Here is a 17,322-nt window from a genome sequence, read left to right as displayed (position 1 = left end):
GTCATGAGTCCCCTCCGGTCAGACCCGGGACCGTCGACGACCGAAGACCATCGCATTCACGACAGCCGACATGACGCTGATTCTCTTCGCCGGGGGCGCCCAACAGCAGCCGGACCGGAAGCACATGTCTCCCAGCGGTCCGATGCCCCCGGCCAAGGGATGGGCGGCCCACCGGGTGTAATCGCAACGAGTAACTCATTCGGACACAGAATGCGGCTACCAGAACGCCCACTTCTCACCCGAACGGCCGAGCGCGCTCGACCCGAAACGCTTCCGCGGGGACATTGAGGTGAGGAAGCTCAGCCACATGATCCGAACCCCGAACAATCCCTGGAACCCGGCCGGCGACGTCTTCGCCCGGCTGGGTGCTACGCGAGGCCTGGGTTACCGCGACTCAGACCACGGACGCTCGCTGGGGACCGACGAAGTCGATCCCCAGCTCCTCGAATCGGCTCCCCAGCGCAACCCGGCCTACCGCCGCAGTCGTTCTTCCCAATCGTGGTCATGATGCCGACCGTTGACCACTCGATACGGTCGCATCATCTCGTTGTCCTCGTGACCGAGGACGTGGCAGTGCCAGACGTACTGGCCCACGGTCGGATCGAAGGGGAACAAATTGCGTCCGGGCTTCGATCGGTGGAGTGGGACACCGGTCGGAGCGAAGCGCACCAGGACGGTGAGCACCTCGTGGGGGAACGACCTGACCGTGTCCTTCCACCCCGTCTCCCCCGGATCCGGCGGTTGTGGTGCGCCGTCGAGGAACGGACTGACCGCCGGATTCCCACCGACCGCTCTGTCGTCATTGGGAATTCGGTACGGGTTCGGCGGCCCGAACCCTGGACAGAAGTCGACACCGGAGGGCTTGCAGGACGTCGGGTAGCCCGCGCTCCACGCCTTCTCGTACTTCGTGTAGTCGATGTTCTGACGGCTGACGATCTGGAACTGGACCAGGTGGGTGTGGATGGGGTGGTAGGCCTGCGCCGGATCCTCGGCGTTGATGAACTGCCACAGCTCGGTCGATCCCACGACCGGCAGCTCGCTGATGCCGTCCTTGGGGAACTCCTTCCTGATGCCGGGTGACTCCAGCCCGTCGTAGGGGGTGTTGTTGAGATACTCCTCGATGTTCCCCCCTTCCGGCTCCGTGCTCGAGGTGTTGAGCTCGTTGAGGACGAACTGCCTGGCCTTGTCGACCTTGACGCGCGGCCTGCCGTCCGGCCCGGCCAGGCGGACCACCGGTGTCGGGCGGGAGCAAATCCCCCTGTCCCGGTCGGGCCGAGCGGGATCGCAACTGCTGTCGGGGCCGTTCAGTTGTTCGCCGACCCGGAACTGCATGATGTTCGGCAGTGAGGTGTCGAGCGAGCCGTCGTTGGTCACCGTGATCGTCTTCCCCGCCAGCTTCGTGAAGTCGACGATGATGTCGGCGCGCTCGCCGGGCATGAAGTCCACGTCGCTGCACTCGGTTGTGGAGGCGCCTCCCGCGCACGCCGTGTCGTTGACCCGAACGGGCCGGTCGAAGTAAGCGTCGTCCGCGCCGATCTGGTAGACGGGAGCGCCGCCGAAGTGCAGGGAGAAGCGCCTCCCGTTGGCACCGTTGAGGAGGCGGAAGCGGTACCGCCTGGGCTGCACGTCGAGGTACGGCCAGGCCGCCCCGTTCACGGTCGCCACGTCTCCGAACTCACGGACACCCCAGTAGGGATGGTAATGCGGATTGGACGGCGGAATGGTGAGCAGTTGACTGTGGGTGTCGAAGACACGGTCCTGCAGGGCCATCTCGATCTCATAGGGACCGCTCGGCAGGCCCTTGGGTTCCTCGCTCGGCTGCCTGAGGAGGTAGAAGCCCGCCAGCCCGCCGTAGACGTTGTTGCGGGTCGCGCCGAGAGTGTGGTCGTGGAACCACAGCGTCCCGGGCTCCTGGGAGTTCTGATAGGTGTAGACGGCGGTGCCCGGACGAGGATCGCCGTCCGAACAGTACTGAGGTCCCTTCCTGCCGTCCGGGGTGAACCACGCGTCGGGGCCGCCGTCGTAGCAGGCGCTGATCTCGGCGCCGTGCAGGTGTGGCACGGCGGGCTGCGGTCCGGTGTAGCGCTGGCAGACCGGGTTGTTCGCGTTCTCCGATGCACTGCAGTCCATGGGGTGTCCCGCGCCCGGCGTTCCCAGGGGGTTGGCCCAGTGGACGGTCTGATCCACCTTCACGAGGTCCTGCACCAGCCCGGGGCCATACGGATGGGAAGGATCGAAACTCGGCAGCTTGTTCGCATAGGTGACCCGCGTCGGAACGCCCCCCTTCGCATCGATCGTCACCGCGGGCCAGTTCGCCGGCCCCAGGACCTGCTTGCTGACGGTGTCCGAGGTTTCGTATGCCCATACCCGGGTCTTGCCGAACGTCACGCCGAGGCCGCACGTGTCATGCCGACCTTGCGGGAGCACCGCCTGATCGGTTTCCGCCATCGTGACGGTGAGGTCCCTGTGGCGCGCCGCATCGACTCGGGGTGTCGAACCCGCCGGGCCGAAGACCGGCAAGGCGGTGGCGAACCGGGGAACGCAATCTCCCGGCAGGGGCGTCTGCGAGATCTCGCGTACTGCTCCGAGCGCCTCGGGAGTGGTCGCTGCGAGACTCGCCACGGTCACCAGTAGACCGATTCCAATGGTGCGCATACGCACCCATCTGCTGTGAAAAGCCAGCGTAGGTTTCATTGCCATCCCTTCCAGCCACTCTCCATGGCCGCAGTGCCCATTGCTCGGAAGCCGGAGTCGCAACTGCGACAGCTTGGCTCGCCCGTGCCGCCCTGGGCTCGATCGGTCTACCAGTGCTCGTGGTGGTCGCAGCGCACCTCCCACTCATCCCTCGCGTCCCACCCGTCCCACCCGTCGCACTCGATGGACTTGGCGGTCCGGTGAGGAACCATCAGCGGACCGGGCAAGAGCCACGCTCGGCGTCTACGTGCCGTGTCCCCACAGGGAACGGCGAGCCGGCAAGCATCATTGGCCATCATGAAGGCGCCTCACCTCGTAGCGAGACCCGCCGCCTTCCTGATCGGAGCGAAGGAACGACGCCGCACCTGACGGCACCATCGGCGATCACCGGGTAATCACAAAAGCATCAAATCACCAAAATTCGTGACATGTTGGTCTCTCAGGGCGCGTCGAGATGGGACTGCGGCCATCTCGCCGCGACCCGGCTGACTTCGTACGTCCGCTTCGCACGGACCGAGCGGTCGTAGTTCGCGCCGTAGTAGGCCCGCTGCCAGCACCCGCTGCGAGGCGCCCAGGAGCCACCGACATGGACCGGCGGGCTGTCACGAGGTACCGGGACCAGGGCAAGCCGGCAAAGTACTCCTAACTCATGACGAGGACCAGCGTGTCCGAAAAATCAGGCAAGTCCGTCTGGTGACAAAGTGAGCTGAAAGCGGTTCAGGCGGATTTGGTGCGAGGCCGTTGACCGAACCGGGGCATCCGGGCTGCATAGGGAGGAAGTCGATGGCAGAGCTAGCGCCGTGGGCGCGTGGCGCAGGAAGAACAGTGGGCCGTGCCGTGATCAGCTGCGCGCTCGTCGTGGGCATCGTGGCCACGAGCTGCGCGACCTCCGTCGCGGATGCGGATGCGGATGCGGAGCGGGGCGGGCGCCGCCTGTGCGCGACTCAACCCGCACCTGCAGCCGGAGGTTCCGGCACGTCGAGCGGCTCGAACACGTCGACGGCCAGCGCGTCAGGAAGCGACGTGTGGAACTTCGTCTCGGCGCCGAAGCTTCACCCCATGCGGGTTGCGGTGACCACCCAAGAGCCGGGTACCGCTCCCGGTCAGATCTTCCTGGGACCGTACAGCGTGGGCCAGACGGTCGGTCAGACCGGAGCGCTGATGGTCGCGAACTCCGGTGACCCGGTCTGGTTCCGTCCGCTCTCCTCCTCGCACCTCCAGAACGCCGACTTCAAAGTCCAGACCTATCACGACACCCGGACCGGAACGGCAGAGCCGGTACTGACCTGGTGGCAGGGAACCATCGCCATTCCGCCGACGTACACCAACCTGCCGGCCGGGTCGCCCGAACCGGGCGGGTGCTACTACATCTACGACAGCCACTACCGTCTGCTCAGGACCGTTCTGGCCCGGCACGGCTTCAACGCCGACGAGCACGAGTTCCTTCTGACCGCCAGGGGAACCGCACTGTTCATCGCTTCCAAAGCGGTTCCCATGGACCTGCGCCCCTACGGGGGTGCGGAGGACGGCGCCATCGAGGACAGCGAAGTCCAGGAGGTCGACCTCGCCACGGGGAGGCTCGTCTACTCGTGGGACATGCTGGAGCACGTGAATCCCGCTGATTCCGAGGTGCCGGCCTCCGACGCGTCCTCGTCCGGCGGTGTGTGGGACGCCTTCCACATGAACTCGATCGACGAGGGTCCCGACGGTCAGCTGTTGATCTCGGCTCGGAACATGTGGGCGATCTACGACATCTCCAGGGCCAGCGGGCAGACGGTGTGGCAACTCGGTGGCAAGAAGAGTGACTTCACCCTCGGCCAGAACGCGGACTTCTACTGGCAGCACGATGCCAGGTTCCGGCCGGGGAACCTGATCAGCATGTTCGACGACGGCTGCTGCAACACGGACACCCCAGCTGAACAGCAGTCACACGGACTGGTTCTCAGCCTCGATTTCCAGAGCCACAAGGCGACCGCCGTGAGGACCTACTACCATCAGCCGACCCTGTACTCGCAGAGTCAGGGGAACGCCCAGGCGCTCTCCAACGGAGATGAGTTCATCGGCTGGGGCCAGAATCAGTACTACTCCGAGTACGCGGGCGCGGGAAACACCGAGGGCGACGGTCTGCGGAATCTGCTCTACGACGCGAAGATGCCCGGCTCCAACATCTCGTACCGAGCGTTTCGCGACGAGTGGGTCGGAAAGCCCTGGTACCCCCCGAGTGCGGCCGTGCGGGGCCGGCCGGGCAAGAACACGGTCTACGCCTCGTGGAACGGCTCGACGCTGACGAGAGCGTGGCAAGTGCTCGCCGGAAGGCGCCCGGATGCCCTGTCGGTGGTCGTCGAGCGCGCCGACCGGTCCGGATTCGAAACGGCGGTTTCGACGGACAGCCGAGGACCTTACTTCCAGGTGAGGGCGCTGGACGAGAACGGGAAGGTCATTGGGACTTCCTGCGTCGTCGAACTCGACCGCGACGGTTCCGGGGACGGCACCGTTGCCGGGACGTCGGGATGCGTTCGCCCCCGGCAGGCCGTCAGGCAGGACCGCTGACCGACGTGGTCGCTGGTGGCGGGCAGAAGCGGGGAGAGCGTCATGCAGAGTGAACTGCCCGCGCTGCGAACCGGTAACGGGCGCCCCTGGCAGGGGCCCACCGCGCTACGCCGCCCAGTCCCAATTCGACCGCGAATTCACGGCTCTGGCCGGTTGCGCGCCGAGCGTCTGGCATGCGGGGATTTCCGAAATATCCAGGCGGTTCACCATCCGGTGACGTGGCGCTGGAGTCACAACCGCCGCCGAAGGGAGGGGTGCGGTGAGCACCCAATCGACCAAGAAGTCCTTGCCTGCGCCCCAGGTCTGGCCCACGCTGCAGGCGAAGGACGGCAACGAGCGGCCCCGGTGGGCGCGGCGAGCGCGGGGCTCAGACGGACCGTTCTCGAACACTTTGTGCGAGTAATCCGGCCGAGCCCTTCTCAAATGTCAGCTCAACGCCTTTGGTGATCAGTAGGGAAAACTCTGCTCTTGCGGAACCGGTATAGTGGCTCGTCCGACTGCACGGTCGCCCATCATCGGCTTCCGCCAGGCGCGATTCATTTCACGAGCGCCTACCAGAGGTTTTCGAATGAAAGTCCTCATCGCTGGTGGATCCGGATTCGTGAGCAGCGCCATCGCCAGGGCGTGCGCCGCTCGCGGCATCGATCCGATCATTCTCGATACATCCACTTCGACGCCGTCCGTGGAGTACATACGCTATATCGGAGAGGCGTGCGACAAGCATCTTATCGACGTCATCTTCGCCGAGCACCCTGATATTGTGGCGATCTTCGAATGCACAAATCCGGAGATAAGTTCGGATACGAATGCCGTGAGTGAAGTACGGTTCAGCGGCTATGTGCTACATGGCGGGCGGCGGAAATTCATCTCCATGCCGGTCCTATTCTGTGAAGTCGGTGACCTTCCGTGATGCGCCGTTGCGTGGGCCGACAACCCGGCGGCCTCGATCGTGGCGCCACGGCCACCAAGGGCGGCTCATTCCGGGTGATCGCGCCGTTGCCGGGGGACCCTGGCAGAACGCAGTAGCCGGCTTGGGTAGGACGGGACGGCGCGCGTCATCGCGAGGCAACGGGCGGCCCCTTCATGCTTGGCGGGAATCCTCGAGGCCAGCAGCTCGGGCGGGGTGAGGATCCCGTTGACCGAGGGCCAGTGCGCCCAGATCACTACCTGGCGAGCACCGCAGTCGACTGTGCAGGCATGGTCCGGGTCGGAAACCGATAGCAGCCATCCCGCCGGGAGACTCAGCAGGTTTTGGCGGGCTGAGATTTTCGCCGGCGCGCCGGGAGGCATCAGCCAGTAGGTGAGTTCCGTTCGTACGTCCACCAGGACCGGTCCGAGCTCGTCCTGGTTGGGACCGCCGGCGAGACACTTGAGCAGCGGGATGCCGGTGGCGCAGGGAAGAGCGACGACGTCCCACCGAACGCCTGTCGGCAGCTTGAGCAAGCGATGTGGCTCCGAGGCCCATCTGATAACGGGATAATCTCTTCGATAGCGGCCGAGTGCGCTACTCAACCAGAGGCTTCGGGGCATGGTAGCGGCAGTCTGCTCGATGGCACCTGGGCGCATGACGGTATCCGGCTCCTTTCAACCGGCATGGTCGTCCCAGCCTGTCGCCTTTACAGGCGACAGGCTGGGACGAAGCAAGAAGGGCCCAGTATTGCTTGTTCTCCGACATATCGCACCTGGCCTCACCCGTAGGAGTGAGCAGGTCGTCGCAATATTACGCTCTGCTGTAACCAGCACTCGCAATATCACGCTCTGCCGTAACCAGCACTCGCGCTTTATTTCAGCAACTAACAACGGCCGTTTTTTCGCCGTACACAGCGATGCATTGCATGGGGTTCCCGACTCTTTCCGGTTCCGTGGGGCCGAGTTTTTGGGGCTCGGGGGCGCGTGCGCTCCGGCCGACCGAACACCCCGCTCTCCTACGGTGGTCGCAGGTGCTGGATTCACCCACGGTCGTGGCACGTCCGGGCCGAGAGGTGGCAGTGGCGTGCGCGGCACCCGTCGGCGGGCCGCTCCGACTGGGACGGGTGCGCAAGGGTGGGACCCGCTCCGCCCCGGGGCTGCTGATTCGCCCCAGCGTGCGGTGGGTGCTCCAAGGGGTGCTCGCCGCCGTACCGGGCCAGGGCCTGAGCCTTCGTCAAGGCCGCCTGGGACGGCGGGCGGCGGACCTTGCCGGCTGGGCAGGCGTGCGGCCCGGTGTCGGTGGCACGGGCGGGCCGCTCAATGGTGATCCTGTGACCGCTGGCGGTGACCGTGTGGCCTGCTCCCTCGGGCGCCCTGTCGAAGCAGGCGATCACGGCCCCGCGGGTAGTGGTGACCGACAGATGAGGTTCGTCCAGCCGTCTGCGGATCTTCACCGCGGCACCCGCGAGTTCTGCGGGAAGTGCGTAGAAGTTGCCTTCGAGCTGGATGAGCCCGTCGGGATCGACCCTTCGCTGGGTGCAGGTGCGGGCCGGGAAGGGCTTGGAGGGAAGGGGCAGGAGGGTAGGGACCTCGCAGCCCGTCCGTTGACGCCGACCGTCCGACCGCTCGGCCAGGCGGTCCAGACTGCCTTGGGCTGCCAGCATGCCGAGATCGCTGGCCGCGGTGGCCCACCAGTGGTGGAGCACAGAGCGGTGGGCGCGGACGACGGGGCTGGGCGGGTGGGCCTTCGGGCGGATCGCCAGTGTGGCGCCGTAGTAGGTGGCGACTTCCTGGAAGCCGGTGGTCAGCTTCCCGGTTGGAGAGCAGACGGGCGGGGTCCGGTCGAACAGCCAGCGCTGACCGGTACCACCCAGCCGGCGCAGCACTTGGTCCACCGCCTGGACGGTGTGCGGGAGATCCTTGACGGCGACGATGGCCGCTCGCCAGTGACCGGAGCGCGTGAGCGCGCCCATGAGCAGGTCCGCCTTGCGCCCGCAATCCCAGTCGGCCGGCGGATTGGGGAGCTGGACCCAGTCAAAATGCACTTCTTCGAGTGGGCCGTGGCTGTTGCGCGCGCTGTCGCGGGAGCACACCGCGCAGTGCGGGCGCATCACATGTCGTCGCAGCGCGCGGGTGAAGGTCGAGTAGGCGCGCTGGTATCCGAGTTCGAGGATCTCGGCGTGGAGGGTGCTCGCCTGAAGGTGCGGATCGTCATCGAGGCGTTGCTGACAGTAGGGGATGAACCGCAGGAAGTCGTCATGGGGCACGACCCGCACCCCTACGGTCCGGTCTCCGCTGAGGTAGGCCCTGATCGTCTTCCGATCGCGGTCCAGGTGTCTGGCGATCGCCGAAATCGACCACCCCTGGCGCCACAGGACGCAAACCTCACTGTATTCCTCTGCGCTAAGCATTCAACCCCTAAGCAGGTGTCACCTTCACAAGGCCCGGATTAGTGATGGCCGTCAGGCATGGTCGAAGAATATAGCACGCATCGGGCCCGCCCGACGAGCAGAAATGTTTCTCCACGAAGATTCTGTGAGTAATTTTGCGGAGCGCCGCGAACCCTCGGTACTTCAATGGAGAGTTGCAGAAATTCGCCGGACCATTGGCCCCGGGGAATTTTGCCGAGCACGGCGAGAATTCCATATTGGACGACGGGCGCTTCGGGAGGGTGGGCAGAGCGGCCCGCGCCGATCGGCCGGTCGCAGTGCCGGGTGTGGCGCCCGACGGCTGGCGTCGCCGGCCACGTTCCGTTGTGGCCGCCTGCCTGGCCGTGGGCGGTCTCACAGATTCAGTCGGCAGGAGACCGTCTTGGTACCGTCGGGGTGGATGCGGCAGGCCCAGGAGTCTGACAGGTGCTCGACCAGGAGCAGTCCGCGGCCGTTCTCCCGGTCACTGGTGGCCTGGCGTGACCGCGGGACGATCGTTGAGCGGTCCCGCACGTCGATCGAGAGCGACTGCTGATCGTGCCAGACCGTGACCTTGATCCACTGCTCGCCGCCGGCGTGCTGGATCGCGTTTGTCACCAGCTCGCTGGTCAGGAGTTCGGCGATTTCGCTGAGTCGGGTGAGCTTCCAGAACCTGAGAACCGCTTTGACCGTGTGGCGAACGGACCCGACGCTCTGGGGCTCCGGCAGTACCAACACCATGATGCGTCGACCTCTCCAGTCGTAGGCGTCCACACCCGGCAACTCTATGGAGGTCACAGCCGCTCCTTGGTCCACTCGGTCGGCCAAGCCGATATCCCGTTCTTGGTGTTGCGGCGGCACCGGGTCGCCCTGAGGTGCTGACAAAGGCTCATGCTTCCTCCCCCGACGGTCTGGTGTCAGCGGTGGTCCGCTGCGATGTGCGGGGGCCGACGACGGTGGCGGTCGCTTCGCTGCCGCCGGGGGTGGGTGCTTCATCGGTGGTCAGGCTCAGGCCCGTGTGTTGCGCGAGACCATCGGCGAGGGCGGCCAGTGTGGGATGGCAGGACACGAAGTCGCTGGTGAGGCGGATGCCGAGCGAGGACTCCAGGCGGGTGCGCAGCTCGATGCGGAGCAGGGAGTCGAATCCGAGGGCGCTCAGGGGGGTCTGCGGGTCCAGGGTGCTGGTTCCCAGCCGGAGCACGGTACGGATGTGGTCGGCCAGGTACTCCTCAAGGATCGTGCGGCGGGCGAGGCCGGGTTCTGCGGCTTGCAGCTCGCGTCGGATGTCGTGCCCCGTGTCCCGGCCGGCAGTTGGTGCGGGGGCGTCAGGCGTGAGGAGGGCGAAGAGGGAGGACGCCCGGCCGGCCGGAGGAATCCAGGTGTCCGGCGGGCCGGGGATGACACCGGTGCGCACGCGGTGGTGGGTCAGGAGCGCGCCGAGGGCCTCTAGTCCTTCTGCGGTGGGGATGGTCTGGTAGCCGCGGGCCGCGAAGTCGGTGGCGACTCCGGTCTCGCCCCAGGGGCCCCAGTTCACGGCCAGTGTGTGCTGGCCCGTGCCCGTGCGCCAGGTGGCGAACGCGTCGAGCCAGGCATTGGCCGCCGAGTAGGCGCCCTGACCGGGGTTGCCGAACAGGGAGGCCATGGATGAGTACAGGACGAACCAGTCGAGGGGCAGCTGGGCGGTGGCCTGGTGGAGGCGCCAGGCACCAGTGGCCTTGGGGTGCCAGACCCGTTCGAGCTGGTCGTCGGTGACGTTGGTGACGGCGGCGTCGTCGAGGACCATCGCGGCGTGGATGACGCCGCGCAGCGTTCCGCCGTCAGCGGTGGCTTCGGCCACCAGCAGCTCGGCGATGCCGGGTTCGGCGATGTCGCCGAGGACCACGCTCACGCGGGTTCCTGCGTCGCGCAGTGCGGCGAGGGTGCGCTCGGTGTCTTCGGAGGGCGGGGTCCGCCCGTTGAGGACGAGATGGGCGGCGCCTTGGGCGGCGAGCCAGCGGGCGGTGGCGAGGCCGACCCCGCGCAGGCCGCCGGTGATGAGGTAGGCGCTGTTCGGCCTGACCGGCGAGGGCTTCTCGTCCAGGCGGGCCGTGGTGTAGCCGTCGCTGGGGATGGTGAGGACGAGTTTGCCGATGTGGCCGGCGCCGGCCATGAGGCGGAAGGCGTCGGCGGCCTGTGCGAACGGGTATGTGCGGTGGGGCAGTTCGGCGAGGGTGCCGCACTGGAACTCGGTGAGGACCTCGCTCATCAGCTCGGCGAAGGCGTCGGCGCGGTTCTGCTGGAGCTCGATGAGGTCGACCGCTGCCATGGTGATGTTGTGACGCAGGGGTGCCAGGCCGAGTGGGGTGTCGGCCAGGATGTCGCGTACACCGAGCTCGACGAACCGGCCGAAGGGGCGCAGGGTCTCGAGTCCGGCTCTGATGGCTGGTCCGGCGAGGGAATTGAGGACCACGTCTACGCCTTGGCCGTCGGTGGCGGTGCGGGTCTGCTCGGCGAAGTCCAGCGAGCGGGAGTCCATGACGTGCCGGATGCCCATCGTGCGGAGGTAGCGGCGCTTCTCCTCGCTGCCGGCGGTGGCGTACACCTCGGCGCCCAGGCGCTGGGCGACGGTGACGGCGGCCAAGCCGGTTCCGCCACTGGCGCTGTGGATGAGGACGTGCTCGCCGGCGGTGAGCCGGGCGACGTGGCGAAGGGCGTACCAGGCGGTGAGGTAGGCGATGGGGATCGCGGCGGCGGCTTCGGTGGGGATTCCGGTCGGGACGGGGGCGACGGCGGCGGCGGGCACGGTGGTGAAGGTGGTGAACAGGCCGCCGCGCAGGTCGACGACGAGGACGCTGTCGCCGGGGCAGAGGTGTTTGACGTCGGGTCCGACGGAGGTGACCACGCCGGTGGCCTCGAAGCCGATCCGGTAGCCGGCCTCGTCGTCGGTCGCGAGCATGCCCATGGTGGTGAGGACGTCGCGGAAGTTCACCCCGACGGCGTGCAGGCGTACTTCGACCTCTCCGGGCCCGGGGCTGCGTCGTGGGGTGGTGGTCAGGCGCAGGCCGTCGAGGTCGCCGAATCGTGCGGCGTGCAGTTGGATGCGGTCGGTGCCGTAGTGGACGGGGCGGGTGGTGGCGGTGGTGCGTTCGGCGTCGGTCAGCGGGATGTAGGTGAGGTGGGCGGCGTAGCGGGTGGCGCGGCGCAGGGCGATCTCGTCCTCGGCTGGGTCGCGGAGGAGTTCGGCTGCGAGGTGGTGGAGATCGGCGTCGGTGGAGTCGGTGTCGATGAGGGTCGCTCGCAGCTCCGGGTGCTCGTGGGTCAGGACGCGTACGAGGCCGCGCAGGGCGCCTTGGGCGGGGTCGGCGGGTTGCCCGGGTTCTGGGCCGTGGGCGCTGCAGGTGACGGTGTACAAGCGTGGGGAGGTGGTGTGCGCGATCGCGCTCTGGGCGATGGCGAGCAGGCGACGCGTGCGACGCAGGGCTGTCGCGTCGATGTCGTCGTCGGGTGCGGGTGGTGCGCACAGGAGAACCACTGCTGATGCGGCCGAGGCGTCCAGGTGGGCGGCGATGGCTTGCTGGAGGTCTGGGAGGGTCGCGGCGTCGACGGGGAGGTCGAGGATGTCGCTGGAGGCTCCGGCTTGACGAAGAGCGGCGGCCAGGGTTCGAGCCGATCCGTCCGCTTCGCCGATGAGGAGCCAGCGGCCTGTACTGGTCGGCGTGGTGTCTTCGGAGCGTGGGGCCGGGCGCCAGCGGGTCTCGAGGAACCAGCGATCGGGGGCCTTGTCGGCGAGTGCGCCGTTGTGCAGGAAGCTCAGTGCGTCGATCTCGACGAGCAGGTGGCCGGCCTCGTCCAGCAGTTGGACGTCTCCGGTGATGGTGTCACCGGCGATGCGGGTGATCTGTGCATGGGCGTAGTGGGCCGTTTGCGGGTCGCCGAGGAGCCGTAGGGCGTCTGCGTGGATGGGAAGCACGAGGCCGTGATCTTGTTCGTCGATCAGGCTGGTGACGACGAGTTGGGCGCACAGGTCCAGGAGAACTGGGTGGATCCGCAGGCCGTGGTGGGTGGTGCGGGCGGGGGCCGGGAGGGTCACGCGGGCCAAGAAGCTGTCGCCTCGGGTGGAGGTGTGCAGGTCGGTGATGCCGTTGAAGGCTGGGCCGTGTTCGAGGCCACGGGCGCGCAGGCCGGTGTAGAGGGCGTGCGGGTCCAGGGCGACGGGGTGGTCGGCGGCGAGCTCGGCGATGGGCCGTTGTGCTGGTTGGAATGCAGTGTCGGTGCCGCGCAGGACGGCGGTGGCCTGGCGTACCCAGGTTCCGTCCTTGTTCAGACTGAAGATCTCGCAGTCGGCGCGGTCGGCGCTGTGCTGGGTGACGGTGGTGCTGATGGGGGTGTGGGCGTCCAGGTGCAGCAGTTCGCGGAAGTGGATGTCGGTGACTTCGACCGCGGGGTGGTGGAGGGTGTCGTCGGCGACGGTGAGGGCCAGGGCGCAGTATCCGGCGCCGGGCATGACCGGCTGGCCGTGGACCTGGTGGTCGGCCATCCACGGCAAGGCCTCAGTGCCGGCGTCGGCGTGCCAGGTGTGGCGCGGTGGGGTGCCGGGCACGTCCGTGCGCGTTCCCGGCAGGGCGGCGGCCGCGTCCTCCGGGCGGCGCGGGGCGGCCTGGGAGGGGGCAGTGTCGGTCCAGTGAGGCCGACGGTCGAAGGTGAGCGGGGGAACGTCGGTCAGCCGGCCATCGGCGTAGAGGCGGGACCAGTCGATGGCGACTCCCGCGCAGTGCAGGGCGGCGAGCTGGGTGCGGAAGGTGGTGGGCTCGTCTTCCTTCTTGCGCAGGGTCGGCAGGATGACGGGGTCGTGGAGCAGGCCGGTGAGGTTCAGCGCGATGGGGTGGGTGACGACGGGTTGAGGGGAGAGCTCGACGTACACCTGGTGGCGGTCGGCGGCCGCGGCGGCGACGGCGGCGGAGAAACGGACGGGGCGGCGGAGGTTGGCGCACCAGTAGGCGGCGTCGAACAGCGGGGTGTCACGGGGGTTGTCGAGGACGGTGGAGTAGAACGGGATGGCAGGCTGGTGGGGAGTCAGCTCGGCGAGGGCGGTGGCGAGGTCGGCGAGCAGCGGGTCGACCTGGGGGCAGTGCGAGGCGACGTCGACATCGATCATGCGGGCCGTGATTCCGCGGGTCTGCCAGGTCGTGGTCAGCTGGCGGACCGCGCCCGCCGTGCCGGCGACGACGGTCGAGTCGGGCGCGGCGATGACCGCCACGGACACGCCGTCGGCTCTGCTGGCGGCGAGTTCGGCCTCGATGGTCGCGCTGTCGAGGCCGATGCTCGCCATGGCGCCGGCGCCGGCGATGCGGGTGAGGAGGGCGGACCGCCGGCAGATGACGCGCACACCGTCGGTCAGGCTGAGGGCACCGGCGATGACTGCGGCTGCGACCTCGCCCATGGAGTGGCCGATGACGGCGGCCGGTTCGACTCCGTGGTCGCGCCAGGCCGCGGCCAGGGCGACCTGCATGGCGAACAGCGCGGGCTGTACCCGGCCGCAGCCGCTGATGTGCCGGCGGTCGCGGACGGCCTGTAGGACGGAGAACCCGGTCTCCGTCTCGATCAGTGCGTCGGCCTCGGCCAGGGCGTCGGCGAAGGCCCGCTCGTGGTGGAGCAGGTCATGTCCCATGCCCTGCCATTGCGATCCTTGGCCGGAGAACACCCACACGGGGCGGCGGCTGACGCCCGCGCCCACGTGGCCGTGCACGACGCCCGGGTGGGCGCGGCCCGCCTCGAAGAAACGCAGGGCATGGGTCAGCTCGCGGCGGGAGCCGGCCACCACGCCGAGTCGGCCACGGCCCGGGGAGCGCCGCATGGCGAGGGTGTGGGCGATGTCGTGCGGGTATGCGCCGGTGTTCTCGGTCTCCAGCCAGTCGGCCAGACGTGCCGCGGCCGCGGGCAGGGCGTCCGCGGAGCCTGCGGCGAGGAGGAACACTTCCGGCGGTGCGATGCGCTGGACCGGCTGGTCCGCGATGGGGGCCGCGGGCGGCTGGGGTGGCACGGAGTCGACGGCGACCGTGTTCGGCAGCTTGCGGGGGCCGGGAAGGGCGGCGGCGCAGGTGCGGGTTGGTGCCTGTTCAAGGACGACGTGCGCGTTGGTCCCGGAGAAGCCGAACGAGGAGACGGCTGCCAGGCGCGATCCGGTCTGGGTGGGCCAGGGGTTGAGTTCGGTGGGGACGAACAGGCGGGTGCCTTCGGCGGTGATGGCGGGGTTCCACCGGGTGAAGTGCAGGTTGGGCGGGATGAGCCCGCGCTGGAGGCAGAGCACGGTCTTGATGAGGCCGATGACTCCGGCGGCGGGCTCCAGGTGTCCGACGTTCGTCTTCACCGAGCCCAGTGCGCAGCGCCCTTGGCCCAGGCCGTAGACCGCGGCGACGCTGGAGAACTCGACGGGATCGCCGACGGGTGTGCCGGTGCCGTGCGTCTCCACCAGGCCCAGCTCGCGGGGATCGGTGCCGGCCCGATCGAGGGCCTGGTGGTAGAGGGCCTTTTGAGCTTCGACAGAGGGCGAGGCCAGCACGTCGGAGCGGCCGTCCTGGTTGACGGCCGAGCCTCGGACGAGTGCGAGGATGCGGTCGTCGTCGCGCAACGCGTCGGCCAGGCGCTTGAGGACGACGACGCCGCAGCCCTCGCCTCGGACGAAGCCGTCTGCGGCCGCGTCGAAGGTCCGGCAGCGGCCGGTGGGCGAAAGCATTCCCATGCGGGCGAAGGACATCGTGGTTCTGGTTCCGAGCATGAGGGTGACGCCACCGGCCAGGGCGAGGTCGCACTCCTCGTTGCGCAGCGCCTGGCAGGCCAGGTGTAGGGCGACGAGCGAGGAGGAGCAGGCGGTGTCCAGCGCGACGCACGGGCCCTGTAGGCCCAGCAGGTAGGAGATGCGGCCTGCTGCCACGCAGTGGCCGTTCGTGAGGATCGCGCCCTCCAGTTCGGCGGGCTGGCCGGCGAGGGACTCCATGTAGTCGGTGTAGCTCAGGCCCGAGAAGAGTCCGGTGGCGGTTCCGGCGAGCTTCTCGGGTGGGAGACCGGCGTGTTCGAGCGCCTCCCAGGTGACCTCGAGCAGCAGCCGGTGTTGGGGGTCCAGAACGTCGGCTTCCTTGCCCGAGACGCCGAAGAAGTCGGCGTCGAATCCGGCGACGTCGCGCAGGAAGCCTCCCCAACGCGGCATCCGGGTGGCTACCTGGACCGGGGCTGCGGGTGTACGGCCCACTGGCGGTCCGCTGATCGCGTCCCGGCCGGCCTCGAGCAGCCGCCACAGGGCGCTGGGCGAGTCGATGTCGCTGGGCAGGCGGCATCCCATGCCGACGATGGCGATCTGCGGATCAGCGGCTCTCAGGCTGTGTGCGTGGTCCATCGGAAGGTCTCCTACGCGCTGGCGCGGGGTGGGTTAAGGGTGCCGGGCGGTCGGCGCGGTCAGTCGGCCTCGGAGCTGCCGAGCAGGATGGCGCTCTTGACGCCGCCGATCTGGTAGTTGCAGGTGAGCGCGTAGTCGAGTTCCACGTGCCGGGTGTGGGTGCCGGGCACGGGGTCGAAGCAGATGTTGTCGGCCGGCTCCTCGCAGTTCGCGGTGGGGCACACCTCGTCCTGCTCGATCATCAGGAGGGTCAGGGCGACGCCCAGGGCGCCGGCCGGGGCGCCGTTGTGACCGAAACAGGCTTCCTGGGAGGTCATCAGGAGGTCGCCGACCGCGTCGCCGTAGAGCTGCTGGACGGCGTTCGCCTCGAAGGCGGTCACGACGACGTCGCCGTCGCTGCCGCCGTGGATGTAGGGGATCTGGCCGATGTCCCACCGGTCGCCGAGGCACGTGCGGATGGCGGAGACGAGGGAGGCCCCGCTCTGGTCGCTGGCCAGCGGGTTGGACAGGCCGTCACGGGTCATGCCGTGCGAGAGGACCTGGCCGTAGGTGTGGGCTCCGCGGCGCTGGGCGCGGTCGCGGCTCTCCAGGACCACGGTCACTGACCCCTCCCCGTGGTTCACGCAGTCGGCCCGCCGGTCGTAGGGCCGCATGACGCGGTCGAAGGCAGGCAGGAGTTCGGGCATCCCGTCGACGCGGATGGAGTCGTAGGTGCGCTGGGCGCCGTGGAGCAGGCGCTGGACGTTCTGGATGACGTCCACGCTGAAGACGTCGACGCCGGTGACGATGGCAAGGTCGACATCTCCGTCGGCGATCATGCGTCGGGCGTTGCCGATCTGGACGGCCGAGGAGGCGCAGCCGCAGGAGACGGTGAAGCAAGGTCCGGTGGTGCGCATCAGCGCCCCTGGACGAGGGCCACGTCGGAGGGGGTGAGTGCCTGCTGGCCCCGGACGAACAGCTCCATCGCCTGGTGCGGCGTGGTGGTGCTGGCGTCGGCGTGCAGGACTTCGAGGTAGCTGGAGATGTTGGCGTCGATCCCGCCACGTCCGACCAGGACCGCGGCGTCGGTGAGCTCTCCGCTGCGGATGCTCAGTTCCGCGTCCGCGCAGGCCTCCACGAGCGAAACCAACCCGAAGCGGTGGGCGTTGGTGTAGTGCCGGGAGAAGATACCGGGCAGCTCGGGCAGGCGCTCGGCGAAGGCGTCGTCCGACAGGTCGACGGAGCCGTAGTAGACGCCGTGGTGCTTGAGGGCCGACTGGCCGTTGGAGGCCAGCTCCCAGACCTCGCCTGCGGTGAACAGTGGCTGTTCCACGCCCGGCAGGCAGAAGCCGAGGCCCGTGACCATGGTGTCCCGCTCCCTGTCGCCTTTCGGGCGGCCGGCGAACGGCCCGC

The 17,322-nt window shown here is 68.3% G+C and carries 9 protein-coding genes; 2 read left to right on the top strand and 7 right to left on the bottom strand.

Annotated elements, in window-relative coordinates:
- Positions 1-471: 471 nt before the first annotated feature.
- Positions 472-2,661, bottom strand: a complete 2,190-nt coding sequence (locus E6W39_RS43385; protein ID WP_181799028.1) for a multicopper oxidase family protein — start codon at positions 2,659-2,661, stop codon at positions 472-474.
- Positions 2,662-3,519: 858 nt separating this feature from the next.
- Between E6W39_RS43385 and E6W39_RS01120 the strand changes: the two genes are divergently transcribed.
- Positions 3,520-5,244, top strand: a complete 1,725-nt coding sequence (locus E6W39_RS01120) for an arylsulfotransferase family protein (protein WP_228717884.1) — start codon at positions 3,520-3,522, stop codon at positions 5,242-5,244.
- A 568-nt stretch (positions 5,245-5,812) separates the two neighbouring features.
- The gene (locus tag E6W39_RS01115) at positions 5,813-6,154 is read left to right on the top strand and encodes an NAD-dependent epimerase/dehydratase family protein (RefSeq protein ID WP_141631824.1); all 342 of its coding nucleotides are present in this window, start codon (positions 5,813-5,815) and stop codon (positions 6,152-6,154) included.
- Positions 6,155-6,219: 65 nt separating this feature from the next.
- On the opposite strand, the gene E6W39_RS01110 is transcribed toward E6W39_RS01115, so the two are convergent.
- From E6W39_RS01110 to E6W39_RS43380, 6 genes are all read right to left on the bottom strand, one after another.
- The gene (locus E6W39_RS01110) at positions 6,220-6,687 is read right to left on the bottom strand and encodes a hypothetical protein (protein ID WP_141631823.1); all 468 of its coding nucleotides are present in this window, start codon (positions 6,685-6,687) and stop codon (positions 6,220-6,222) included.
- Between the two features lie 506 nt (positions 6,688-7,193).
- The gene (locus E6W39_RS01105) at positions 7,194-8,420 is read right to left on the bottom strand and encodes a Mu transposase domain-containing protein (protein WP_181799026.1); all 1,227 of its coding nucleotides are present in this window, start codon (positions 8,418-8,420) and stop codon (positions 7,194-7,196) included.
- A gap of 516 nt (positions 8,421-8,936) precedes the next feature.
- Positions 8,937-9,335: an ATP-binding protein gene (locus tag E6W39_RS38945; RefSeq protein ID WP_181799025.1), complete on the bottom strand. Its 399-nt coding sequence runs from the start codon at positions 9,333-9,335 to the stop codon at positions 8,937-8,939.
- Between the two features lie 115 nt (positions 9,336-9,450).
- The gene (locus tag E6W39_RS01095) at positions 9,451-15,930 is read right to left on the bottom strand and encodes a type I polyketide synthase (protein WP_141631821.1); all 6,480 of its coding nucleotides are present in this window, start codon (positions 15,928-15,930) and stop codon (positions 9,451-9,453) included.
- Positions 15,931-15,989: 59 nt separating this feature from the next.
- Positions 15,990-16,826, bottom strand: coding sequence for a beta-ketoacyl synthase N-terminal-like domain-containing protein (locus E6W39_RS01090; protein ID WP_323808970.1), 837 nt, complete (start codon positions 16,824-16,826; stop codon positions 15,990-15,992).
- Positions 16,826-17,275, bottom strand: coding sequence for a hypothetical protein (locus E6W39_RS43380; protein ID WP_323808969.1), 450 nt, complete (start codon positions 17,273-17,275; stop codon positions 16,826-16,828). Before E6W39_RS43380 ends, E6W39_RS01090 begins: the two co-directional genes overlap by 1 nt.
- Positions 17,276-17,322 lie beyond the last annotated feature (47 nt).

This window comes from Kitasatospora acidiphila (genome assembly GCF_006636205.1).
GTDB lineage: Bacteria > Actinomycetota > Actinomycetes > Streptomycetales > Streptomycetaceae > Kitasatospora > Kitasatospora acidiphila.
The sequence above is the reverse complement of the archived record's forward strand: the minus strand, read 5'-3'. Positions and strand labels throughout refer to the sequence as shown.